Origin of the sequence: Azospirillum sp., assembly GCF_035628975.1 — a bacterium.
Classification (GTDB): Bacteria; Pseudomonadota; Alphaproteobacteria; order Azospirillales; family Azospirillaceae; genus Azospirillum.
Genome location: NZ_DASPIS010000083.1, coordinates 46558 through 69263, shown reverse-complemented (window position 1 = coordinate 69263; position 22706 = coordinate 46558). Strand labels below are relative to the sequence as shown.

The following is a 22706-nucleotide window of genomic DNA, read 5'->3' as shown; positions in this document are numbered from 1 at the left end:
ATCAAACTCTCAGGTTCAGATCGCGACCGAAGCCACGACTGACAGGACCGCCTGACGCGATCTCCTGAAACGTCGATACTGATACAGTTTCTCTGCTCAAAAGATGCACAGACGATCCTCATCGTGCCGATCCCCTTCCGGAAACCCAACACCCCAAGGCCGCAACGGCTACCAACTGCCGCCGCCTGCGCATCCCTTCTCACAACACGGTATAAACTTGTCAAAGAACCCGCCCGATGCAGAAACCGAGAGCCTCACCGAACCTCTGGGGTTCAGGTGACAAGCGCCGGTTTGTCGGGCTTCCCGTTCGCGGTACCGGTCGCTGCCGTTTCGGCGGCGCCGGCGTCGTTCGCGTCGGGAGGCGTCTTATATGCGGCCTCCCCCAAACCGCGCAAGCACTTTTTTCGCCACCATGTCGATTTTTCGAGCGCCCCGCTCAGAAGGCGGCCGACGGGATCTCGTCGTCGTGCCAGGTGCGGCCGTCGCGCTCGATCAGGGCGATGGACTGCGATGGCCCCCAGGTGCCGGCGATATAGGGCTTCGGCATCTCGTGCCGGGCCGCCCAGCCGTCGATGATCGGCTCCGCCCACTGCCACGCGGCCTCGACCTCGTCGCGGCGCATGAAGAGGGTGGAGTTGCCGCGCACCACATCCATCAGCAGCCGCTCATAGGCATCGGGGAAGCGGCCGCCGAAGGTCTGGGCGAAGCTGAGGTTGAGAGCGGCCGGACGCAGACGCATGCCGCCCGGTCCCGGCTCCTTCGTCATCAGGTGCAGGCGGATGCTCTCATCGGGCTGCAGCCGGACGATCAGACGGTTGGCCTGCAACTCGCCCGCCGCCTGCGGGAAGATCGAATGGCGGATCGGGCGGAACTGGATGACGATCTCCGACATCTTGGCCGGCAGGCGCTTGCCGCTGCGCAGGTAGAAGGGCACGCCGGCCCAGCGCCAGTTGTCGATCTCCAGCTTCAGCGCGACGAAGGTCTCGGTGCCGCTGCCGGGCGGGATGCCGGGCTCGTCGAGATAGCCGGGCACCGCACCGCCGGCTACCGCACCGGCGCGATATTGGCCACGGACGGTGCAGCCGCCGATCTCGTCGGTCCCGATCGGCTTGAGCGAACGCAGCACCTTCAGCTTCTCGTCGCGCACCGATTCCTGGGCCAGCGAGATCGGGCATTCCATGCCGACCAGACAGACGAGTTGCAACAGGTGGTTCTGCACCATGTCGCGCAGGGCGCCGGACTGGTCGTAGTAACCGCCGCGCTCCTCGACGCCGACGGTCTCGGCGACGGTGATCTGCACATGATCGATATGGCTGGCGTTCCACAACGGCTCGAACAGGGAGTTGCCGAAGCGCAGAGCCAGCAGGTTCTGCACCGTCTCCTTACCCAGATAGTGGTCGATGCGGTAAATCTGCTGCTCGGAGAAGACGGCACCGACCTGATCGTTGATCTCCTGCGCCGAAGCGAGGTCGCGACCGATAGGCTTTTCCAGAACGACGCGGGAGTCCGCGGTGGCCAGACCGAAGGCACGCAGCTGATCGCAGATCGGGCCGAACAGTCCGGGCGAGGTCGCAAGATAGAAGATGCGCACCGCGCCGGCGCGCTGGGCCGGCGGGTTTTCCAGCCGTTCCGCCAGTTCGCGCCAGCCGTCGTCGGAGGTGGCATCGACCGGAACATAATCCAGCCGTTCCAGGAAGCGCGCGATCAGGGCGATGTCGCGCTCGTCGGCGTGGACATGCTGTAGGATCGCCTGCTCCGCCTTCGCGCGGTAGTCGGACGGGCTCAGCGGGCTGCGCGAGACACCGATGATGCGGCTGCCGTCGGCCACCTGCCCCGCCTTGTCGCGGAGATAGAGTGCCGGCAGCAGCTTGCGCAGGGCCAGATCGCCGGTGCCGCCGAACACGGTGTAGTCGAAGGGAGGCAGTGCGGGGGCGGCGACGGTGGAGCGGGGTTGCATCTTCGGACCTCTCGCGTCGGTGGCACGGTGCCTCAGGCAACCCGTGCGTCATGGTGCCACAGGGATGGGCCGGTCACAATCCGGGGCGGCATGGCCCGGCGCCGACCCGAACGTCTATGGAATTCCGCCGGATCAGCCCAGCAGGTTGAGGACAGAGGCGCCGCTCTCCGCCGGGCCGGCATTGTTGCGGAACAGCGAGAACAGCTCGCGACCGCAGCCGTGGGAGGCATCCTCGCTCGGCGGCGGCGGGGCGCCGCGGTTGTCCCACTCCGCAGCGTCGACCAGTGCGTCGAGCGTCCCGGCCTCCGCGTCCAGCCGCAGGATGTCGCCGTCGCGCACACGGCCGAGCGGACCGCCACCCTTCACCTCCGGCGTGACGTGGATGGCGGCCGGCACCTTGCCCGAGGCCCCGGACATGCGGCCGTCGGTCACCAGCGCGACCTTGAAGCCCTTGTCCTGCAGCACGCCCAGCGGCGGCGTCAGCTTGTGCAGCTCCGGCATGCCGTTGGCGCCGGGCCCCTGATAGCGGACGACCACGATCACATCACGGTCGAGCTCGCCGGCACGGAAGGCAGCCTGGACGGCTTCCTGGTTGTCGAAGACACGGGCGGGGGCCTCGACGACGCGATGTTCCGGCTTGACCGCCGAGGTCTTGATGACGCCGCGGCCGAGATTGCCGGTCAGCACGCGCAGGCCGCCTTCGGCAGCGAAGGGCGCCGCGGTGGTGGCCACGACCGTCGGATCGCCGCTCTGGTCGGTGCCGGCACGAGTCCAGGTCAGGGCGCCGCCCTCGTCGAGGTCCGGCATGCTGCGGTAGGGCTCCAGCCCACCCTCGCCCAGGATGGTGGAGATGTCGGTGTGGACGAGGCCTGCGTCGATCAGCTGGCCGATGACGAAGGGCATGCCGCCTGCCTGATGGAAGCGGTTCACGTCGGCGCTGCCGTTGGGATAGACGCGGGTCAGCAGCGGCACGACCGCCGATAGCTCCGAGAAATCCTCCCAGTTGAGCTCGATGCCGGCGGCGGCAGCGATGGCCGGGATGTGCAGGGTGTGATTGGTCGAACCGCCGGTCGCGAGCAGCCCGACGATGCCGTTGACCAGCGCGCGCTCATCGACGATGCGGCCGATCGGCGTGCCGGCGCCGGGGGCGGTCATCGCCACCACACGGCGGGCCGCCGCATCGGTCAGCGCATCGCGCAGAGGCGTGTTGGGGTTGACGAAGCTGGCGCCCGGCAGGTGCAGGCCCATGATCTCCATCAGCATCTGGTTGGTGTTGGCCGTGCCGTAGAAGGTGCAGGTGCCGGGCGCGTGGTAGGACTTGGACTCGGCGTCCAGCAGTTCCTCGCGGCCGACCTTGCCCTGGGCGTAGAGCTGGCGCGCCTTTGCCTTGTCGGCATTGGACAGGCCGGACGGCATCGGGCCGGCGGGCACGAAGATCGTCGGCAGATGGCCGAAGGCGAGCGAGCCGATCATCAGGCCGGGGACGATCTTGTCGCAGATGCCCAGGCACAGCACGCCGTCGAAGGTGGCGTGGGACAGCGCCACGCCGGTCGCCAGCGCGATGACATCGCGGCTGAACAGCGACAGCTCCATCCCCTCATAACCCTGGGTGACGCCGTCGCACATGGCGGGCACGCCGCCGGCGACCTGCGCCACGCCGCCGGCCGCACGCACCGACTCCCGGATCATGGCGGGATAGCGCTCGTAGGGCTGGTGGGCGGAGAGCATGTCGTTGTAGGCGGTGACGATGCCGATCGACGGCTGCTTCTCACCCCGGAGAGCCGCCTTGTCGTCCGCCGCGCAGGCGGCGAAGGCGTGGGCGAGATTGGCGCAGCCCAGGCGATGGCGGCGGGGCTTCCCGCCGGCGCTTTCCAGCCGGGCCAGATAGGCCGCACGGCGGTCGCGGCTGCGCTCGGCAATACGCTCCGTCACGCGGGCGACGACAGAATTCAGGGGGGCGGGCTTGCTCATGATCGCGTCTCGACCGTTAGAGGGAGGCGATGATTTCTGGACCGGACCATACGCCAGGGGCGGCGGACTGTGAAGAAAATTTTTTTCATATATGGGGGTCTGGTGCTGGATTTCTCGCCATGCGCGGAAAAATTCTTCATAGTGAACGCCGGCTTCCAGCAGGGATGCCGTCCCCCCGCGGGGCATTCCAGGAAAGTAACTTTACGCCATGCCACCCCCGGTCAATAGCGCTGCCGCCAACACTGCACCATTGGATATATTGGATGAGATCCGCCGGCTGCGAGGCGAGTTGAAGCGGTCGGAGGGACAGATCGCCGATTTGGTGCTGGCCGAACCGCGCCGGGTGCTGGACCTGAACGTCACATCGCTCGCGCAGGCGGCGGAGGTGAGCGAGGCTACGGTCGTGCGCTTCTGCCGCAGCGTCGGCTGCGCCGGCTTTCCGGACTTCAAGCTGCGGCTTGCCGAATGCCAGGCACGCGACGCCCTGCGCGACGAGGTGCGGAGCGGAACGCCCTATGTCAGCCAGGATGTGGCGCCCGACGACGATGTCGGCACGCTGGCGCGAAAAATTTTTTCATCGAGCGCCGCGGCACTGACGGCCGCCTCCGCCACGCTGGACGAACAGGCGCTGGATCGGGCCATCGCCCTGTTGGCGGCGGCACCGCGGGTGCTGTGCGTCGGCACCGGCGGGTCCAGCGCGTTGGCCCAGGATGCGGCGCACAAGCTGCTGCGCTTCGGCGCCGATGCCCAGCCCTGCGCCGACCCGGTGCTGGCGCGCATGCTGCTGGTCAACATGGGGGCCGGCGGGGTGCTGCTGGCGCTGTCCAACACCGGGCGCAGCGGGGCGATCAACGAGCTGGCGGCGGCGGCCCGGGCACAGGGCACGACGGTGGTCGCGATCACCGCCCCGCGGTCTCCGCTGGCCAGCATGGCGAGCGTGGTCATCGCCAGCCAGCCGGTGGAGGACACGGAGATGTACACGCCGATGGCGTCGCGGCTGGTCCACCTGACGCTGATCGATGTGCTGTCGACCGGCGTGGCGCTGCGGCTCGGCGATCCGGCGGTGCGGCAGCTGGCGAAGGTGAAGGCGGCGATCAATGCCGGGCGGCTCCCGCCACTGACGTGACCGGAGCGCGCGACTCTGCCGCATGCGTCATCCGACCATCGTTCAGGTTGCCGCCGGACGGTTCGGCCGGGCTTGAGCACGGCGGCGCCTCGCGGTCTTGTACCATTGTCGAATAATTAAGCGAACGAACGATTGCTATCCTCGGCCGCAATCCGGCCCTGCAACCGTCCCGCATGCCCGCAAATCCTTGGACAACGGGCGATCGGACTGCGGCGGGGCCACAAGCAAGGATGCAGGAAGAGGACGCACCGATGACGCTCAGCCCCGCCACGCCGCCTCCCCTCCCCCGTCGCCGTCCGGCACTGCATGCCGCTGCCCTGGCCGGAGTGCTGGCACTGGCGCTGCCCGGTCCGGTCCATGCGCATGGCGATGTCGTCCCGCAGGCGGTCGACACCAGCGGACTCGAGAAGCTGGGCGACAAATGGCGCGACAGCAATCCCTACCGCAGCAACCAGCGCGCCATCGAGATCGGCTCCTCCGCCTTCAACCAGAATTGCGCACGCTGCCATGGGCTGGGCGCCGTGTCCGGCGGCATCGCACCCGACCTGCGCTATCTGGAAAAGGGCGATGCCGGCGACGAATGGTACAAGGAACGCGTGATCAACGGCTCGATCCGCAACGGCGTCACCTACATGCCGGCCTTCGGCGAGGCGCTGGGGCAGGAGGCGCTGTGGGCCATCCGCTCCTGGTTGGAAACCGTGCACGAGGAGTGATCACAGAGGCTGGGACCGAAGGGGGTAACACTGATGGCGGTGCGGCATGTTCGCGCACAAAACAATTCGTGTCATTCGCGGTGTTGCGCCCCCCCATTTCGGTCTGACACAATGAGCGAGAGACTTTTTACCATATCCCGCCCCGCCCGCTGCTGCACAGGGAACCGCAGGCCATGACCCGGATCCTGATTGCCGATGATCACCCGATGGTGCGCGACGCTTTGCGCAGCGCGGTTCTCTATTCCTGCCAGGCCACCGACGTGATGGAGGCGGACCGCCTCGACAGCGTCATGCAGGCGCTGGAGGAGCGCGGCGACCTCGACCTCGTGCTTCTCGACGTCAACATGCCGGGCATGAACGGGCTGGGCGGGCTGCGCACGCTGCGCCAGCGCTTTCCGGCGACGCCGGTCGTCGTCGTGTCCGCCCATGAGGAACGGCGCTGGGTTCGCGAGGCGATGGAGAGCGGAGCCGCCGGCTTCATCCCCAAATCGACCCCGCGGGATGCCATTGCAGCGGCCCTGCGGCAGGTGCTGAACGGCGAGCTTTACGTTCCGCCGTCCGCCGGGGAAGAGACCGCCGCAGAAGAGGCGGAGGACGCCGAAACTGCGGAGATCGCGCGGCGCATCGCAACCCTGACCGCACAGCAGCTGCGAGTGCTGGAGTTGCTCGGCACCGGCAAGCTGAACAAGGAGATCGCCTTCGACCTCAGCATCACCGAAACGACGGTGAAGGCGCATGTCTCCGCCATCCTGCAGAAGCTGAAGGTCTACAGCCGCACCCAGGCGGTGGTGATCGCCAACCGTGTGTTGGCCGAGCGGCGGTGAGGGGCTGGTGAGCCTGCTGACAGTCTGGATCGCCTCCGTGCTGCCCCCTCCCCGACCCTCCCCCGCTTTGCGGGAGAGGGAGTTGAGTGCAGGAGCGGCGGAGTTCCCTCTCCCTCGAAGAGGGGGAGGGTTAGGGAGAGGGCACAACTTCCCAGAACTCATCCCCCTCCTCCTCGCCCTCACCCTCCTGACCACCCCCGCCATCGCCGCCGGCATCCCCCAGCCCGACGGCTACCGCCTGTCCGACTACCGCTCCCCCACGCCGGACGGCATCGCCGGGGGCGAGACGGTCGACACGCCGGCCGTGCAGACCCTGCTGTCGCAAGGCCGCGTCATCCCGATCTTCGTCCAGCGGCTGGAGCGCAGCACGCTCCCCGGCGCCCCCTGGCTGCAATCCAAGCCATACCGCCAGATCCCCGGCAGCGTGTGGTTGCCCAATGTCGGCATGGGTGCGCCCGACGACGCGACCCTGGCTTGGTTCGAATCACAGCTGGAGCGGCTGACCGCAGGCGACCGGACCCGCGATCTGCTGTTCTATTGCCTGTCCGATTGCTGGCTGTCGTGGAACGCCGCCAAGCGTGCGGTGTTGCTTGGCTATGCCCGTGTCCATTGGTACCCGACGGGCATCGACGGCTGGATGGAGGCCGGTCTGCCGACGGAGGAGGCGCATCCGCTGCCGCCCCCACCGCCCGGCGCCGCACGCAGCCCGTCCGCGCCCTGACTCGCCTGCGGACGGTGTCGCCGAAAGGGGTGGCGGATTGCACCATCGTAGCATGGCGGTCCTCCGCCCCGGCCCGCTACTCTTCATCTCGCCAACCATCTTGGTCAGCAACAGTCAGCAAGCAGGAGCATCACGCAATGAAGACCTGGCGCAAACCGAAGACCACCGAGATCGCCGTCGGCACCGAAATTAACGCCTACGCCTGCGCCGGTCTCTAAGCCGGTCGATGCGGAGCCGGGGAGACGGGGTGCTGGCACCTCCTTCCCCGGCATCCAATCCAAGAAACCGCGGCAAGACGGTTTTCAGATAAGACGTGAAGGCGGTGGCGATGAAGATTCTCGTCCTCGGTTCGGCAGCCGGCGGGGGCTTCCCGCAATGGAACTGCGCCTGCGACGGCTGCCGCCGCGCCCGCACCGGCGACCCGGCGGCCAAGCCGCGCACCCAATCGTCGCTGGCGGTGAGTGCCGATGGCGAGCGCTGGCTGCTGCTGAACGCTTCGCCCGACCTGGGCGCGCAGCTGCTCGCCAACCCGCAGCTTCACCCGAAGGAGGGCCTGCGCGGCAACCCGATCGCCGCGGCCCTGCTGACCAACGCCGACATCGACCATGTCGCGGGTCTGCTGACCCTTCGCGAATCCCATCCCTTCGCCGTCTATGCCACCCCGCGCGTGCATGGCGTGCTGGCAGCCAACAGCGTCTTCAACGTGTTGAACCCGGAATTCGTCGCCCGCCGTCCGATGGCGCTGGGCGAGCCGTTCCACCCCGCCGGAGCCGACGGCCGCCCGCTGGGGATGGAGGTGGAGGTCTTCGCCGTGCCGGGCAAGGTCGCGCTTTATCTGGAGGATGCCTCGGCCGGTCCCGGTTTCGGTTCCGTCGCCGAGGACACGGTGGCGCTGCGCATCCGACCGACCGACGGGTCGAAGGATGGCTCCAATGAGGGCTTCTTCTACATCCCCGGCTGCGCCGGCATGCCCGGCTGGCTGGCCGACCGGCTGCATGGCGCGCCGCTGGTGCTGTTCGACGGCACCACCTGGACCGACGACGAGATGATCCGCAGCGGCACCGGGGTGAAGACGGCGGGGCGCATGGGTCACATGCCGATGTCGGGGCCGGCGGGCAGCATGGCCGCCTTCGCGCCGCTGAACGTCGCCCGCAAGATCTACATCCACATCAACAACACGAACCCCGCCCTGCTGGAGGATTCGCCCGAACGGGCGGAAGCCGAGGCGGCCGGCTGGCGCATCGCCCATGACGGGCTGGAGCTGACCCTATGACCGACCATGCGACCGCCCCCACCAACTCTGCACCGATGTCCCGTGAGGAGTTCCGCGCCGCCCTCTATGCCATCGGCGAACGGCAGTATCACGACCTCCACCCCTTTCATCAGCTGCTGCACGGCGGCGGGCTGAAGAAGGGGCAGATCCAGGCCTGGGCGCTGAACCGCTTCTATTATCAGGTGTCGATCCCGCGCAAGGACCTGACCATCATGTCCCGCATGGACGACCCGGCGCTGCGCCGCGCCTGGCTGCAGCGGGTGCTGGACCATGACGGGCTGACCCAGTCCGGCGAATTGGACGAGACCAGGGTCGGCGGGATCGAGCGCTGGCTGCGGCTGACCGACGGGCTGGGGCTGGACCGCGACTACGTGAAGTCGCTGGAGGGCATCCTGCCCGCCACCCGCTTCGCAGTGGACGCCTATGTCAACTTCGTCCGCGACCATTCCCTGCTGGAAGCGGTGGCGTCCTCGCTGACCGAGTTGTTCGCGCCGTCGATCCACCGCGAGCGCATCGCCGGCTTCGAGCGCAACTACGCCTTCGCCAACGACAGCACCCTGTCCTACTTCCGCAAGCGGCTGGACGAGGCGCCGCGCGATGTGGAGTTCGGGCTGGAATATGTGCTGACCAATGCCCATACAGCGGAACAACAGCGCCAGTGCCTGCGCGCGCTCCGTTTCAAGACGGAACTGCTGTGGGCCCAGCTGGACGCCCTGCATCACGCCTATGTCACCCCCAACCTGATCCCGCCCGGCGCCTTCGTGCCGGAGGACATGGAACCGACACGGTACAGCCGGTGAACGCACTCACTCCCCATATCGGCGAATCCGACCGGCTGCGGCTGGCTCCCGGCGTCATGCTGCGCAACGACCGCCGCCGCGGCGAATGGATGCTGATGGCGCCCGAACGGCTCCTGGTGCTGGACGAGATGGCGCTGGCGGTGGTGCGTGCCTGCGTCGGGACGGAGGTCGCCGACGTGGCCGCCGGCATCGACCGGCTGACGGCGGAATACGACGCCCCTCGTGGGGAGGTCGCCGCCGACGTGCTGGAGATGCTGACCGACCTGCGCAACAAGGGCTATGTCGTCACATGAGGTGCGTCCAATGAGCTGCGCCCTGCCCGCCTTCGCCACCGCGTCGGCTGCCGACCCGGCACCGCCCTTCGCCGTGCTGATGGAGCTGACGCACCGCTGCCCGCTGCGCTGCCCCTACTGCTCCAACCCTGTGGCGCTCGATGCCGCCAGCGCGGAACTGGACACCGCCACCTGGAAGCGGGTGCTGGACGAGGCCGCCGATGTCGGCGCCCTCCAGGTCCATTTCTCTGGCGGCGAACCCTGCGTCCGCAAGGATCTGGAGGAGCTTGTCGCCCATGCGACGGAGATCGGGCTCTACAGCAACCTGATCACCTCCGCCGTCCTGCTCGACCAGCCTCGGCTGGAACGGCTGCAGCGCGCCGGGCTTCAGCATGTGCAGATCAGCCTGCAGGATTCCGAGGCCACCGGCGCCGACCGCGTCGGCGGCTTCAAGGGCGGCCATGTGAAGAAGCTGGAGGTGGCGCGCGCGGTGGTGCGGCAAGGCTTGGCGCTGACCATCAATGCCGTGCTGCATCGCCACAACATCGACCGGGTCAACGACGTCATCGATCTGGCGATGGAACTCGGCGCCGGTCGGATCGAGATTGCCAACGTGCAGTATTACGGCTGGGCGCTCGCCAACCGGGCGGCGCTGATGCCGTCGCGCGAACAGCTTCTGGCGATGGACGCCGCGGTGCGTGCGCGCCTGCCGGAACTGGCCGGGCGGATCGTCGTCGATTACGTCGTGCCCGATTACTATGCCCGCCGGCCGAAAAGCTGCATGGGCGGCTGGGCTCGGCGCTTCATGAACGTCACCCCGCGCGGTCGCGTCCTGCCCTGCCACGCCGCCGAGACCATCCCGGGATTGGAGTTCGAGACGGTCCACGACCGCAGCCTGTCCGACATCTGGCGCGACGGCCCGGCCTTCGCCCGCTACCGCGGCACCGCCTGGATGCCGGAACCCTGCCAATCCTGCGACCAAAAGGAAGAAGACTGGGGCGGCTGCCGCTGCCAGGCGCTGGCGCTCGCCGGCAGCGCGGACGCGGCCGACCCGGTCTGCGAACTGTCTCCGGCCCATGCGGAGGTCGCCGTCCTGCGCGACCGCGATGCGGCGGCGCTGGAGGCGGAGTGGCGGTATCGGGGGGTTTGAAGGTCGTCGGTTTCGATTGCCCCTTCCCTAACCCTCCCCCTCAATCCACCATCGGTTCGTCGCCCAGCAGCAAATCGATGCGGCGGCGCAGGCTGATCAGTTCGCGGCGCTGCATGTCGTCGACATAGGCGCGGTGCTCGCGCGGATCGCCCAGCTTGGCGGTGGCGCGGCGCAGCGCGTCGAGGAAACGGCCGACCGCCGACATGGTGCGCAGCGACGGCTCCTTGGCGGCATCCTTGCGGCTGCGGGCGGCCTGGACGGTGCCGTCACCGGCCTTCACCTGCTCCCACAGCGCCATCTGCTCTTCCAGATCCTTGATCCAGGCGATCTCGATCAGGGTGGAGCGGGAGACGTCGTGGTGCGCGGCGGCATATTCCTGCTTTATCGTCTCCGGCAGGCTGTTCAGCCGCAGGGTATGGCTGATGTTGCTCTGACTCTTGCCGATGATTCGGCCCAGCTGTTCCTGTGTGTAGCCGAAACGGTCGATCAGCCGGGCCAGCGCCTCCGCCAGTTCCAACGCGTCCAGGTCGACGCGCTGCACATTCTCTACCAGCGACAGTTCGTCCGGATTTCCGGAGGTGACCAGCGCATAGATGGTCGCCAGCCCCAGCATCTCATGCGCGCGCAGCCGGCGTTCGCCGGCGACCAGCCGGTGACCGCCCACCGTCTCCTGTACCAGGATGGGCTGCTTCAGCCCGTAATGCGCGATCGAGTCGGCCAATCCCTGCATCTCTTCCGGGTCGAAATGGCGGCGCGGCAGATGCGGGTTGCGAAGGATCCGTGAAACATCAAGCTCCAGCAGCCGGGGCGGTTTGCCCGCATCGTCGAACAGGTCCGAATGATCGGGCGCGAGCGTCGGCATGTCGTGTTCTGGTCCCTTGGTTCCCAGTCCTTCCGGTTCCGCAACGGTGCCCCGGCGATCCCGGCCATGTCAACGGTGGAGTGGAAGAAAAGGAGAACATTGCAGCGGTGATTCGCGAATGGAACGGCTTCCGCCCGATCTGCCGCAGCATGGAGTACTCCCATCGGCCAAGTGCGCTGAAATACTCGATGTCCACAAAGCTTCATCGCACGGTCACCGTTTTGTTAAACGATCGTTCAAAATCCATTCGGCTGGCGCAACGAAACGTAACTCAGTAGAAAGGGTTGAAGCAGAGCCGAGGAATTGATCCGGCGTCTGTTGGGAGGTCGGTCGATGTCACTTGCTGAACGCAAGCTTTTTGTCGAGCGCTGGATTCGCTCACCCCTTAAGGTCGCATCGGTAACTCCAAGCGGTCCCGAACTGTGCCGTGCCCTGGCGAAGGCCGCCCAATGCGGTCCCGACCGCCGCGTGGTTGAACTTGGCCCCGGAACCGGCCCCGTCACCTCCGCCCTGCTCGGCCATGGCGTCACTCCCGGCAATCTGCTGATGGTCGAGTTGGACCCCGCCTTCGTCGACCATCTGTCGGTGCTGCATCCGGATGCGACTGTGGTGCGCGGCGACGCGACGCGGGTGCATCGGATCGTCCAGGCCCATGGTTGGGAGACCTGCGACGCGGTGGTGTCGGGCCTGCCGCTGATCGCCATGCCGCTGTCGGTCCAGGCGCGGATCGTGCGCGGCGCCTTTTCCGTGCTGGCGCCCGACGGGGTTTTCGTGCAATTCACCTACGGCCCCTTCGCCCCGGTGAACCCGGAGTTGATCCGGCGGCTGCGGCTGAAGCCGCGGCGCCATGCCTGGATCGCCCGGAACCTGCCGCCGGCGTCGGTGTGGACCTTCCGCCGGCTGCCCCAATGAGTCATTTTGACCGCTGAACCTGTCCTGGTATCCAACCTGTTGGACGAGGCGCGCGCCCTGATCGACGCGCGCCGTTACCGCCCCGCCCTGCGCCTGTTGCGCAGCGACGCCATTCCCTACGGTCTGGAGCGGCTGCATCTGTTCGGGTTGGCCCTTCTCGGCCACCGCGACGCCCCGGCGGCCATCGCCTGCCTGCGCCGGGTGCTGGCGGACCGTCCGGGCGACGCCGAGCGCCTCGCCGCCCTGGCGCAAGCCCATCAGGCCGAAAACGCCCCCTTCCCCGCCGTCCGCTGGTTCGAGCGTGCGGTTCGAGTTTCCCCTGGCTGCCCACCCCTGACGGCGGCGCTGGCCGGCGCGCTGCGCCGCGACGCCCGTTATGACGACGCGCTCGTCCTGGCGCGCAAGGCGCTGGCAAGCGGCGATACCTCCCCGGACATCCGGTACGAGGCGGCGATGGCCGCCGCCTATCTCGGCTGCGACGGCGAATCGCTGGCCCATTTCGATGCGCTGCTGGCCGACGATCCCGAACATGCGGCCGCGTGGTTCGGCAGCCATGCACAGGCGCTGCACGGTCACGGCTCCGACGAGGCGCTACGCCGCCTGCGCCGTGCGACGCGCTGCGGCGGGGCCAATGGGAAATACTGGGGCTATCTCGCCGCCACCCTGCGGCTGCTCGGCCGCGATGCGGAGGCGGATGCGGTCCAGGCCGCGGAGATCGGCGACAACCCGAAGCGCCGGCCGCTGCCGGACGGGGCCAGGGCGCTGCTGCCGAAGCTCTCATCCGACTTCCGCCTGTTCGGCAACAGCGGCCGGCTGCTGCGCCATGCGCTGGCCTGCGCCACCACGCCCGGTCTGGTGCTGGAGTTCGGCGTGCGGCGCGGCACCTCGCTCGACCACATCGCCGACGCCGCCGGCCAGGAGGTCCACGGCTTCGATTCGTTCGAGGGGCTGCCGGAGGGCTGGGTGAATTCCCCCCGCGGCGTGCTGACCACCGGCAGCCAGCTGCCGCCGGTGCGCGACAACGCCCGCCTGCATGTGGGGTGGTTCGAGGACAGCCTGCCGCCCTTCCTGGCGGCTCATGCGGGGCCAGTGCGGTTCGTGAATGTGGACAGCGACATCTACGCGTCGGCCCGCACGGTGCTGACCGCGCTGGCGGGCCGGGTGCGGCCGGGGACCGTCATCGTGTTCGACGAGTATATCGGCAATCGCAGCTGGCGCGACGACGAGTATCGGGCGTTCCAGGAATTCGCCGCGGAGAATGCGGTGCGGTACGAGTATTTTGCGGCAAGTCCCTACACCAAGCAGGTGGCGGTGCGGGTGTTGGGGGTTGGACGCGCGGGTTAGGTGCTGCGGCGGTGGCCCCCTCCCCATCCCTCCCCCGCTTCGCGGGAGAGGGGGTAGGACGCTTGCGGAAGTGATGTAGAGGACAGCGGCAGTCCTCTCTCCCGCGATCGGATCGGCCTTCGGCCGACCGAGGGCGGGGGAGGGTTAGGGAGGGGGCAAAACCTCCCGCGCCGCTGAAATCACCTCACCCCGCCGCCTTCACCTGACGGCGGCGCGCATGCAGGACCGGCTCGGTGTAGCCGTTCGGCTGGACACGGCCCTTGAACACCAGATCGCAGGCGGCCTGGAAGGCGATGCTGCCGTCGAAGTTGCCGGCCATCGGCTTGTACAGCGGGTCGCCGGCGTTCTGCTTGTCGACGACGGCGGCCATGCGCTTCATGACCTCCATCACCTGGGCTTCGGTGCAGATGCCGTGATGCAGCCAGTTGGCGATGTGCTGGCTGGAGATACGCAGGGTGGCGCGGTCTTCCATCAGCCCGACATCGTGGATGTCCGGCACCTTGGAACAGCCGACGCCCTGGTCGATCCAGCGCACCACATAGCCGAGGATGCCCTGGGCGTTGTTCTCCAGTTCCTCCCGGATCTCGTCCTCCGACCAGTTGGGGCGGTCGGCGAGCGGGATGGTCAGGATGTCGGACAGGGCGGCGGCCTGACGCTTGGCCAACTCGTCCTGCACCTCGGCCACGTTCACCACATGATAGTGGGTGGCGTGCAGCGTGGCGGCGGTCGGCGACGGCACCCAGGCGGTGTTGGCGCCAGCCTTCGGGTGGCCGATCTTGGCGACCAGCATGTCGGCCATCTTGTCCGGCATGGCCCACATGCCCTTGCCGATCTGCGCGCGGCCCTTCAGACCCGCCTTCAGGCCGACATCGACGTTGTTGTCCTCATAGGCCGAGATCCACTTGGTGGCCTTCATCGCCGCCTTGCGGACGACCGGGCCGGCCTCCATGGAGGTGTGGATCTCGTCGCCGGTGCGGTCCAGGAAGCCGGTGTTGATGAACACCACGCGGTCCTTGGCGGCGCGGATGCATTCCTTGAGGTTGACGGTGGTGCGCCGCTCCTCGTCCATGATGCCGACCTTGAGGGTGTTGCGGGCCATGCCCAGCAGGTCCTCGACGCGGCCGAACAGCTCGTCGGTGAAGGCGACCTCTTCGGGGCCGTGCATCTTCGGCTTCACGATGTAGACCGAGCCGGCGCGGCTGTTGCGCAAGCCCCCATCGGCCTTCAGATCGTGCAGCGCGATCAGCGAGGTGAAGACACCGTCCAGGATGCCTTCCGGCGCCTCGCTGCCGTCGGACAGCTTGACCATGTCGATGGTCATCAGGTGGCCGACGTTGCGGACCAGCAGCAGGCTGCGGCCGTGCAGGGTGACGCTGCCGGTCGGCGTGGTGTAGGTGCGGTCCGGGTTCAGCTTGCGGATGACGGTCTTGTCGCCCTTGGGGAAGCTGGCCTCCAGCGTGCCCTTCATCAGGCCCAGCCAGTTGCGGTAGGCGACGACCTTGTCCTCCGCATCCACGGCGGCGACGGAATCCTCGCAATCCTGGATGGTCGACAGGGCGGCTTCCAGCACCACGTCGGCGACGCCGGCCGGATCGTCCTTGCCGATCACGCTGCCGCGGTCGATGCGGATCTCGATGTGGGTGCCGTTCTGCACCAGCAGCACGGCCGACGGCGCCGAAGCCTCGCCCTGCCAGCCGACGAAGGCGGCCTTGTCCTTCAGGCCGGTCTTGCCGCCGGTCTTCAGCGTCACCGCCAGCGCCTCGCCCTCGACCGCATAGCCGGTGGCGTCGGCATGGCTGCCCTCGGCCAGCGGAACGGCGTCGTCCAGGAACTTGCGCGCCCAGGCGATCACCTGCGCGCCGCGGGCGGCGTCATAGCCGCCGGCCGCCGGAGTGCCCGGAATGGCGTCGGTGCCGTACAGCGCGTCGTACAGGCTGCCCCAGCGCGCGTTGGCGGCGTTCAGGGCATAGCGGGCGTTGGTGATCGGCACCACCAGCTGCGGGCCGGCGAGATAGGCGATCTCCGGATCGACGTTGCCGGTGCCGACGGCGAAATCACCGCCCTCGGGCACCAGATAGCCGATCTGGCGCAGGAAGGACTCGTATTCGGCCTGATCGAAGACCTTGCCGCGACGGGCGGCGTGCCACGCGTCGATCTGCGCCTGCAGGCTGTCGCGCTTGTCCAGCAGCGCCCTGTTGCGCGGCGCCAGCTCGTGCAGGAGCTGGTCGAGGCCGGTCCAGAGACGGTCGGCGTCGACACCGGTCCCCGGCAGCGCCTCGTCATTGATGAAGTCGTACAGCGGTTGGGCGATTTCGAGGCCGCCACGGCGGATCCAGTTGCTCATCTCGTTGCGTGTCCCATTCTCTTGCGCTCGGTTCGCAGACTCCTCTCCGGGAGTCTTGGTTCATCGGTTATCGCGTCTTCCGCGCGAGCCGGTCAACACAATGTCGCACCGCAGCGTATGGAGAAATGGTAGCAGACGGCAGGTGTCCGCCGGGCCCGGTCAGGCCAGCAGATCGAGGGCCGCAGCCGGTTGGGCAATGGAGGCGACCGGCGACGACACGCCCGGGATCTCCGCCGCGTCCGCATCGCCGCCGCCCAGCAGCCCGGCCGCGCCGAGCGCCTCGCCGGACCCGAAGGCGGCGGCGCGCAGGGCGTTCACCTCCTTCTGGGCGGCTTCGACCATCTTGTCGTCCGCCTTGAAGCCTTCGCGACGCTCCCGCCGCCGCTTTTCCGATTCCTCCAGCATGTTGGCGGCCTTGGCCTCTCCGATGATGCGCTTGGAGGTGGCGAGCACGCCCTCCACCCGCTGGCCGAAAGCATCGGCCTCGCGATAGCGCGACATCTTCATGGCGTTGTCGGCCATCATCTGCTGGATCATCGGACCGTGGCCGCTGGTTGGTCTGCCGGCCGCCACGCCATTTCCGGTCATCCCACCGGCGCCGAGACCGGACAGAACATCCTCGACCAGCCGGGCAATGTCGTCGGGCAGTTCGCCGTCCTGGGACGCGGTTTGGGCAGCGGACTCGGCATCGGCCGCGGCACCGGCTGCCATAAGGTCGGCGGTTGTTTCGGCCGCGTTTTGGACGGCGCTTTGGGCCGGAACTCCCTCCCCCGCCGAAATGTCGACGGTCAGCGTCAGTTCGGTCTGCTGCAGAGTCAGGCTGGTGGTGCTGCGCGTGATGGTGGTCTCGCTGGACAGCATCGTTCCGCCGGCCGCGGCGGCGCTGTCGCCGGGCAGACCCAGTTCCGCCGCGGCCTTGATGCCGGCGCCGTACTCCTTGGCAGCGCGCCCGGCCTCACGCGCCAGCAACGCGGCTTCGCGCGCCAAGGCCGCCAGCTTCTGCGCATCGCCCTGGGCGAAGCGCATCGCCAGCTTCAATTGCTCAATTTTGCGTTCGACCTGCTCCAGCCGGGCCGCTGCGGCCTCCTTGGGCCCGCCGACACGCCGCGCCTCCTCCAAGGCGGCCCTGGCGGCGGAGTTGTCGCTCTGCCATTTGGCCGATGGCTGGGTCATGGCATGCGCACGCTCCGCCTTCTGGGCGAGCTGGCCCTTGGCGTCTTTCGCCTCCAGCTCCTTCTCCCAGGGCTTCTTCGCCTGCTGCAGCCGGAAAAGGCCGGACTGGCCGTCCGCCACCACGCTGAAGACGCTCATGCCGCCACCCTCCGGCCCGGCCGAACCAAGTTGTTCGCGGCAAAGTTTAGCACAATCGCCGCAACTGTCCATTTCGCGCAGCCCCTGCGTGGAACCCCAAGGCTTGGCTGGTGTTTCACTTCCCGACACCCGATTCCGCAACGGGCGGTGCGAAACCGCAGGCGCGGAGCCGCGGAATACCGGAATCCCGAGGAGGAAAGACACGATGCCGAACCGCGACATGACCGGCACCGGCGGAACGACCCCGACCGGCTCCACCACTGGACATTCGACCGCCGGCAGCAGCTCCACCACCGCCAACACCCCGTCGGGCGGGCGCGGCAGCGTCGAGGACATCAAGAAGACCGTCAACCGTGCCGCCGACGACGCCATGGAGACCGGCCGCGAAACGCTGGGCCAGGCCCAGGGCCGCATCCGTTCGCTGCTGGAACAGCAGACCGGCCGCGCCGCCGACCAGCTGGGCGGCGTCGCCAACGCCCTGCACAAGGCCGCCGAGCAGCTCAACCAGGAGAATGGCGGCGTGGTCGCCGATTACGCCGTGCAGGCGGCCGACCGTGTGGAGCGCGTCGCCGACATGCTGCGCGACGCCACGGTCGACGACATCGTCGGCGAGGTGGAAGGCTTCGCCCGCCGCCAGCCGGAGGTGTTCATCGGCGCCGCCTTCGCCGTCGGCTTCCTGGCCGCACGCTTCATCAAGAGCTCCGGCGAGCGCCGGATGCACCGCGCCTCCACCTCGTTGCGCGGCAATGCCCACCCGTCGCAGTCCGTGCGCAGCACCCGCGGCACCGCCTATGACGTTGGCCGCGACCGCGGCCGCGACATGAACCGGGACTCCGACCGCACGCCGAGCCGCGGCATGGCCGGCGGCATCGCCGAGTCCGTCAGCCGCGGCACGCCGTCCCACAGCGCGGACACCCCCAGCACCGGTTCCACCAGCGTCAACACCGGCAGCCTGACCGGCCGCATGGAGTCGGAGCGCGGGGCGGAGCGCCTGGGTGAGCCGAAGCCGGCTGCCGCCGGCCGCATCGGCATGCCGCTGTCCACCGCGCCGGCCTCCGTCACCGGCCGCACCGCGTCGCCGTCGGCCGACACGGCGCTCGGCACCAGCACGGTCAGCACGCCCGCCGGCGTGACGGGGACGACCGGCAGCGCCGGCAGCTCCGTGAATGCCGGCACCACCGGCGTCGGCACCACTGGCGTCGGCGGCACCGGCAACACCACCGGCACCAGCGGAACCCAGGGCGGGGCCGCCGGCACCACCTCCTCCACCTCCAAGCCGCAGGGACAGCGTCCATGAGCGCCGCCGAGAACCGCTATGACGAGCCGCGGGATCCGCGGCAGGACCGGCCGCTCGCCGGCCTGTTCGCCGATCTCGCCCGCGAATCCGCCAACCTCGCCCGATCCGAGATCGCGTTGGCGAAGGCCGAGTTGACCGACAAGGCCACCGAGGCCGCCGGCGGCGTGGCCTTCATCGCCGTCGGCGGACTGGTCGCCTTCGCCGGCGTCCTGGTCCTGCTTGCCGCTGCGGTTCTCGGCCTGTCCAACGTCCTGGCCCCATGGCTGTCAGCGCTGATCGTCGGCGTGGTGGTTCTGGCGGTGGGCGGCATCCTGGCTTACGTCGGCAAGAACCGGCTGAGCCCCGCCAACCTCCGCCCCCGCCGCACCATGAACACGCTGGAAGACGACAAGCGTTGGGCCAAGTCCCAGCTTGCCCGCTAGGGGCCGGCCGATGGCGGACGACAAACGCACTCCCGCGGCCGGGCAGGCAGCCACGCCGCAGGATCTCGACGCCCTGGAGGGCGACATCCGCGCCAGCCGCGCGCGCATCGGCGGCACCGTCGATGCGCTGCGCGACCGCACCGCACGTCTGCGCGGCAGTCTGGCGCGGTGGTCGCCCCAATCCCTGATGGAGAACACCATGAAGCACACCTATACGCCGGCGACGCCGGAAACCCCGTCCCAGCGTTCCCACCAGCATCAGTCCGACCGTTACGAGAGCGGCCAGACCGTCCACTACAAAGGGTCGCGCTCGCGCTCCGCTTCGGACGGCTCGATGCTGAGCAGCGTCACCAGCAACCCGATCCCGCTCGCCCTGGTCGGCATCGGGCTGGGCTGGCTCGCCCTGTCCAGCACCGGCTACGACCGCCGCATCGCCCGGTCCAGCACGGTTCGGTCGGCACGCCACCGCATGGGCGACGCCGTCGATTATGCCCGCGAGTCGCTGAGCAGCGCATCCGACAGCGTGCGCAGCGCCGCCAGCTCCGCCTATGATAGCGCGTCGGGCGCGGTCGGTTCTGCCTACGACAGCGCCTCGGGCACCGTCAGCGGGATGATGGGCGGTTCGGACGACGATCATGCCTCGGGCCGGGGCGACATCCATGGTCAGCGGCAATCGCAGGGCAACGCCGGCCGCGGCATGTCGCGTCTCTCCTCCATGGCGCCGTCGACCGATCATCTGCGCCACCGCGCCCATGACATGACGACCGGCTTCTGGGACCTCGTGGAGGATCACCCGATCGTCGCCGGGGTCATGGGTGTCGCACTGGGCGCGGCCATCGGCGCCGCCCTGCCGGGCACCCGCTATGAGAAGCAGTGGGTCGGCGAGTATGCGGACGAAGCGACCGAGCGCGCCAAGGCGATCGCGATGGACGCGCTCGACCGCGGCACCCGCGCCGCCCAGGCCGCGGCACAGACCGTTGTCGAGTCGGCCAAGGAGGACGTCCGCGAGGTCGTTTCGGAAGCCACCAACGCCGCCCGCGAGGAAGTCAAGAAGCCGGGCTGATCCCCGCTTCCTAACCGAACCGGACCGACCCCGCGCCCTTCCGGCGCGGGGTTTTCCGTTTCCCCACCCAGATTGCGGCAAACCGCCGCACCATCGCCAACGGGCGCCGCCTTGGCTGTAGCGTGATGGATGGAGCGACGCTATAACCAAGCAGGCTTGATGGGTATTCCCGGCGGATCAGCCATGCACAGGCGCCAAAGCCGCGGAAACCCTGCACTTTAATCGACAAACGCCCCTTGCCCCCAGGATCAATCAGGACTAAATTGGTCCTGTATTCGAAACCGGGGTGAAACGGGGTGCGGTCATGATCCGGCTGAGCAAGCTGACCGACTATGCCATCGTCGTGTTGAGCGAGATGGCGCGGCAGGTGGGTGCGGTCCATACCGTCGCCCATCTGGCCGATCGCACCGGCGTGCCCGCCCCGACCGTCGCCAAGCTGATGAAGGCGATGACCCCGGCGGGCCTCACCACCTCGCAACGCGGTGCTGCCGGCGGTTATGCGCTGAGCCGCCCGGCCGATGCAATCTCCATCGCGGAAATCATCACGGCGCTCGACGGTCCCATCGCGCTGACCGCCTGCGTCGACGGCGCCGACAGCCAATGCGGGGTGGAGCAACTTTGCCCCATGCGCGGCGGTTGGGAAAAGGTGAACCGCGCTATTCGCGGCGCGCTGGAGGAGGTGACGCTGGCCGACATGATGGCCCCCATCACCTTCCCGGCCCCGGCAGCCGCAACGAACTCCACAGCCGCCCAGCCGGCCCGCCCTGCGCACTGAACGGCGCGCACCGAACAGCATTCTTGAGAAGGACGAGGCAAAGCCATGGCCGCCCAACCGGAAACCGTCGAGCAGGTCCGCGCCGTCACGGAGCAGAAGTACAAGTACGGCTTCACGACCGACATCGAATCCGACGTCGCGCCGAAGGGCCTCAACGAGGACATCGTCCGCTTCATCTCCGCCAAGAAGGAGGAGCCGGAGTGGTTGCTGGAATGGCGCCTGAAGGCTTTCCGCGTCTGGCAGACGATGGAGGAGCCGCAATGGGCCGCCGTCAGCTTCCCGCCCATCGACTATCAGGACGCGCATTACTATGCCGCGCCGAAGAAGAAGGCCGGTCCGAAGTCGCTGGATGAGGTCGATCCCGAACTGCTGAAGACCTACGAGAAGCTGGGCATCCCCTTGCGTGAGCAGGAGATCCTGGCCGGCGTCGAAGGGTCGGAGGGCAAGAGCCCGGCCATCGCCGTGGACGCCGTGTTCGACAGCGTGTCGGTCGCCACCACCTTCAAGGCGAAGCTGGAGGAGATGGGCATCATCTTCTGCGCGATCTCCGAGGCGGTGCAGAAGCACCCGGAGCTGGTGAAGAAGTATCTCGGCTCGGTGGTGCCCTATACCGACAACTACTATGCGACGCTGAACTGCGCGGTCTTCACCGATGGCAGCTTCGTCTACATCCCCAAGGGCGTGCGCTGCCCGATGGAGCTGTCTACCTATTTCCGCATCAACCAGGCCAACACCGGCCAGTTCGAGCGGACGCTGATCATCGCCGACGAAGGCGCCTACGTCAGCTATCTGGAAGGCTGCACGGCGCCCCAGCGCGACGAGAACCAGCTGCATGCCGCGGTGGTCGAACTGGTGGCGATGGACGACGCGACCATCAAGTATTCCACCGTCCAGAACTGGTATCCCGGCAACGCCGAGGGCGTCGGCGGCATCTACAACTTCGTGACCAAGCGCGGCGCCTGCCGCGGCAGGAACTCCAAGATCTCCTGGACGCAGGTGGAAACAGGCTCCGCGATCACCTGGAAGTATCCGAGCTGCATCCTGCAGGGTGACAATTCGGTGGGCGAGTTCTATTCGGTCGCCATCACCAACAACTTCCAGCAGGCCGACACCGGCACCAAGATGATCCACATCGGCAAGAACACCCGCTCGACGATCGTGTCGAAGGGCATCTCGGCCGGCAAGGCGCAGCAGACCTACCGCGGGCTGGTGAAGATCCTGCCCAAGGCAGAGGGTGCGCGCAACCACACCCAGTGCGACAGCCTGCTGATCGGCGACAAGTGCGGCGCCCACACGGTCCCCTACATCGAGAGCCGCAACCGCTCCGCCCGCATCGAGCATGAGGCGACGACGGCGAAGATCAGCGAGGACCAGCTGTTCTACTGCCGCCAGCGCGGCATTTCGGAGGAAGACGCGGTGTCCCTGATCGTCAACGGTTTCTGCAAGGAGGTCCTGAAGGAACTCCCCATGGAATTCGCCGTGGAGGCGCAGAAGCTGGTGGGCATCAGCCTGGAAGGCAGCGTGGGGTAGGAAAGCCGCACTCCGTGGGAACGTCATCCCCGCGAAGGC

At 68.1% G+C, this 22706-nt stretch carries 21 protein-coding genes; 16 read left to right on the top strand and 5 right to left on the bottom strand.

Going from position 1 to position 22706, the window contains the following annotated elements:
- Nucleotides 1–436: 436 nt before the first annotated feature.
- A complete protein-coding gene (gene zwf, locus VD964_RS18470; RefSeq protein ID WP_324869978.1) occupies nt 437–1957 on the bottom strand; it encodes a glucose-6-phosphate dehydrogenase in 1521 nt (506 codons plus the stop codon).
- A gap of 132 nt (nt 1958–2089) precedes the next feature.
- Nucleotides 2090–3910, bottom strand: a complete 1821-nt coding sequence (edd, locus tag VD964_RS18465; protein ID WP_414637201.1) for a phosphogluconate dehydratase — start codon at nt 3908–3910, stop codon at nt 2090–2092.
- 277 nt (nt 3911–4187) lie between these two features.
- Here edd and VD964_RS18460 point away from each other — a divergent pair, with 277 nt between their 5' ends.
- The 9 genes from VD964_RS18460 (at nt 4188) to pqqE (ending at nt 10807) form a co-directional block, all read left to right on the top strand.
- Nucleotides 4188–5054, top strand: coding sequence for an SIS domain-containing protein (locus tag VD964_RS18460; RefSeq protein ID WP_324869976.1), 867 nt, complete (start codon nt 4188–4190; stop codon nt 5052–5054).
- 251 nt (nt 5055–5305) lie between these two features.
- Nucleotides 5306–5767: a cytochrome c-550 PedF gene (pedF, locus tag VD964_RS18455; protein ID WP_324869975.1), complete on the top strand. Its 462-nt coding sequence runs from the start codon at nt 5306–5308 to the stop codon at nt 5765–5767.
- A 173-nt stretch (nt 5768–5940) separates the two neighbouring features.
- Nucleotides 5941–6591: a response regulator transcription factor gene (locus VD964_RS18450; protein WP_324869974.1), complete on the top strand. Its 651-nt coding sequence runs from the start codon at nt 5941–5943 to the stop codon at nt 6589–6591.
- 7 nt (nt 6592–6598) lie between these two features.
- A complete protein-coding gene (locus tag VD964_RS18445) occupies nt 6599–7312 on the top strand; it encodes a rhodanese-like domain-containing protein (RefSeq protein WP_324869973.1) in 714 nt (237 codons plus the stop codon).
- Between the two features lie 137 nt (nt 7313–7449).
- Entirely contained in the window at nt 7450–7530 is an 81-nt protein-coding gene (gene pqqA / locus VD964_RS29840; protein WP_014249839.1) for a pyrroloquinoline quinone precursor peptide PqqA, read from the top strand.
- Between the two features lie 110 nt (nt 7531–7640).
- Entirely contained in the window at nt 7641–8585 is a 945-nt protein-coding gene (pqqB, locus tag VD964_RS18440; protein WP_324869972.1) for a pyrroloquinoline quinone biosynthesis protein PqqB, read from the top strand.
- Nucleotides 8582–9385: a pyrroloquinoline-quinone synthase PqqC gene (pqqC, locus tag VD964_RS18435; protein WP_414637198.1), complete on the top strand. Its 804-nt coding sequence runs from the start codon at nt 8582–8584 to the stop codon at nt 9383–9385. Before pqqB ends, pqqC begins: the two co-directional genes overlap by 4 nt.
- The gene (gene pqqD / locus VD964_RS18430; protein WP_324869971.1) at nt 9382–9678 is read left to right on the top strand and encodes a pyrroloquinoline quinone biosynthesis peptide chaperone PqqD; all 297 of its coding nucleotides are present in this window, start codon (nt 9382–9384) and stop codon (nt 9676–9678) included. The genes pqqC and pqqD overlap by 4 nt, the downstream gene beginning before the upstream one ends.
- A 10-nt stretch (nt 9679–9688) precedes the next feature.
- Nucleotides 9689–10807: a pyrroloquinoline quinone biosynthesis protein PqqE gene (gene pqqE / locus VD964_RS18425; protein ID WP_324869970.1), complete on the top strand. Its 1119-nt coding sequence runs from the start codon at nt 9689–9691 to the stop codon at nt 10805–10807.
- A gap of 40 nt (nt 10808–10847) precedes the next feature.
- Here the strand turns inward: pqqE and VD964_RS18420 are convergent, their stop codons facing one another.
- Complete coding sequence (locus VD964_RS18420) at nt 10848–11669, bottom strand: ParB/RepB/Spo0J family partition protein (RefSeq protein WP_324869969.1); 822 nt, start codon at nt 11667–11669, stop codon at nt 10848–10850.
- 468 nt (nt 11670–12137) lie between these two features.
- Here VD964_RS18420 and VD964_RS18415 point away from each other — a divergent pair, with 468 nt between their 5' ends.
- Complete coding sequence (locus VD964_RS18415; protein WP_324869968.1) at nt 12138–12581, top strand: class I SAM-dependent methyltransferase; 444 nt, start codon at nt 12138–12140, stop codon at nt 12579–12581.
- A gap of 6 nt (nt 12582–12587) precedes the next feature.
- Nucleotides 12588–13925 carry a class I SAM-dependent methyltransferase gene (locus tag VD964_RS18410; RefSeq protein WP_324869967.1) on the top strand — a complete coding sequence of 446 codons (1338 nt, stop codon included), beginning with the start codon at nt 12588–12590 and terminating at the stop codon, nt 13923–13925.
- Between the two features lie 184 nt (nt 13926–14109).
- Here VD964_RS18410 and VD964_RS18405 read toward each other — a convergent pair whose 3' ends face one another.
- Together VD964_RS18405 and VD964_RS18400 are read right to left on the bottom strand one after the other, a co-directional pair.
- Nucleotides 14110–16269: a malate synthase G gene (locus VD964_RS18405; protein WP_324869966.1), complete on the bottom strand. Its 2160-nt coding sequence runs from the start codon at nt 16267–16269 to the stop codon at nt 14110–14112.
- A 159-nt stretch (nt 16270–16428) separates the two neighbouring features.
- Nucleotides 16429–17580, bottom strand: a complete 1152-nt coding sequence (locus tag VD964_RS18400) for a hypothetical protein (RefSeq protein WP_324869965.1) — start codon at nt 17578–17580, stop codon at nt 16429–16431.
- A 205-nt stretch (nt 17581–17785) separates the two neighbouring features.
- On the opposite strand from VD964_RS18400, the gene VD964_RS18395 reads away from it, so the two are divergent.
- From VD964_RS18395 to sufB, 5 genes are all read left to right on the top strand, one after another.
- Nucleotides 17786–18877: a hypothetical protein gene (locus VD964_RS18395; protein WP_324869964.1), complete on the top strand. Its 1092-nt coding sequence runs from the start codon at nt 17786–17788 to the stop codon at nt 18875–18877.
- Nucleotides 18874–19299, top strand: a complete 426-nt coding sequence (locus VD964_RS18390) for a phage holin family protein (RefSeq protein WP_324869963.1) — start codon at nt 18874–18876, stop codon at nt 19297–19299. The genes VD964_RS18395 and VD964_RS18390 overlap by 4 nt, the downstream gene beginning before the upstream one ends.
- A 10-nt stretch (nt 19300–19309) precedes the next feature.
- Nucleotides 19310–20362 carry a hypothetical protein gene (locus VD964_RS18385; RefSeq protein WP_324869962.1) on the top strand — a complete coding sequence of 351 codons (1053 nt, stop codon included), beginning with the start codon at nt 19310–19312 and terminating at the stop codon, nt 20360–20362.
- A gap of 304 nt (nt 20363–20666) precedes the next feature.
- Entirely contained in the window at nt 20667–21137 is a 471-nt protein-coding gene (locus tag VD964_RS18380; protein WP_324869961.1) for an SUF system Fe-S cluster assembly regulator, read from the top strand.
- A 45-nt stretch (nt 21138–21182) separates the two neighbouring features.
- The gene (gene sufB / locus VD964_RS18375; RefSeq protein ID WP_324869960.1) at nt 21183–22667 is read left to right on the top strand and encodes a Fe-S cluster assembly protein SufB; all 1485 of its coding nucleotides are present in this window, start codon (nt 21183–21185) and stop codon (nt 22665–22667) included.
- The last annotated feature ends 39 nt before the right edge of the window (nt 22668–22706 follow it).

Coding starts and splice junctions, on each gene's coding strand:
- VD964_RS18390 (WP_324869963.1), top strand. CDS start 18,874: ATGAGCGCCGCCGAGAACCGCTATGACGAGCCGCGGGATCCGCGGCAG.
- pqqC (WP_414637198.1), top strand. CDS start 8,582: ATGACCGACCATGCGACCGCCCCCACCAACTCTGCACCGATGTCCCGT.
- pqqE (WP_324869970.1), top strand. CDS start 9,689: ATGAGCTGCGCCCTGCCCGCCTTCGCCACCGCGTCGGCTGCCGACCCG.
- pqqA (WP_014249839.1), top strand. CDS start 7,450: ATGAAGACCTGGCGCAAACCGAAGACCACCGAGATCGCCGTCGGCACC.
- zwf (WP_324869978.1), bottom strand. CDS start 1,957: ATGCAACCCCGCTCCACCGTCGCCGCCCCCGCACTGCCTCCCTTCGAC.
- pqqB (WP_324869972.1), top strand. CDS start 7,641: ATGAAGATTCTCGTCCTCGGTTCGGCAGCCGGCGGGGGCTTCCCGCAA.
- pedF (WP_324869975.1), top strand. CDS start 5,306: ATGACGCTCAGCCCCGCCACGCCGCCTCCCCTCCCCCGTCGCCGTCCG.
- VD964_RS18420 (WP_324869969.1), bottom strand. CDS start 11,669: ATGCCGACGCTCGCGCCCGATCATTCGGACCTGTTCGACGATGCGGGC.
- VD964_RS18400 (WP_324869965.1), bottom strand. CDS start 17,580: ATGAGCGTCTTCAGCGTGGTGGCGGACGGCCAGTCCGGCCTTTTCCGG.
- VD964_RS18395 (WP_324869964.1), top strand. CDS start 17,786: ATGCCGAACCGCGACATGACCGGCACCGGCGGAACGACCCCGACCGGC.
- sufB (WP_324869960.1), top strand. CDS start 21,183: ATGGCCGCCCAACCGGAAACCGTCGAGCAGGTCCGCGCCGTCACGGAG.
- VD964_RS18385 (WP_324869962.1), top strand. CDS start 19,310: ATGGCGGACGACAAACGCACTCCCGCGGCCGGGCAGGCAGCCACGCCG.
- VD964_RS18380 (WP_324869961.1), top strand. CDS start 20,667: ATGATCCGGCTGAGCAAGCTGACCGACTATGCCATCGTCGTGTTGAGC.
- VD964_RS18450 (WP_324869974.1), top strand. CDS start 5,941: ATGACCCGGATCCTGATTGCCGATGATCACCCGATGGTGCGCGACGCT.
- VD964_RS18405 (WP_324869966.1), bottom strand. CDS start 16,269: ATGAGCAACTGGATCCGCCGTGGCGGCCTCGAAATCGCCCAACCGCTG.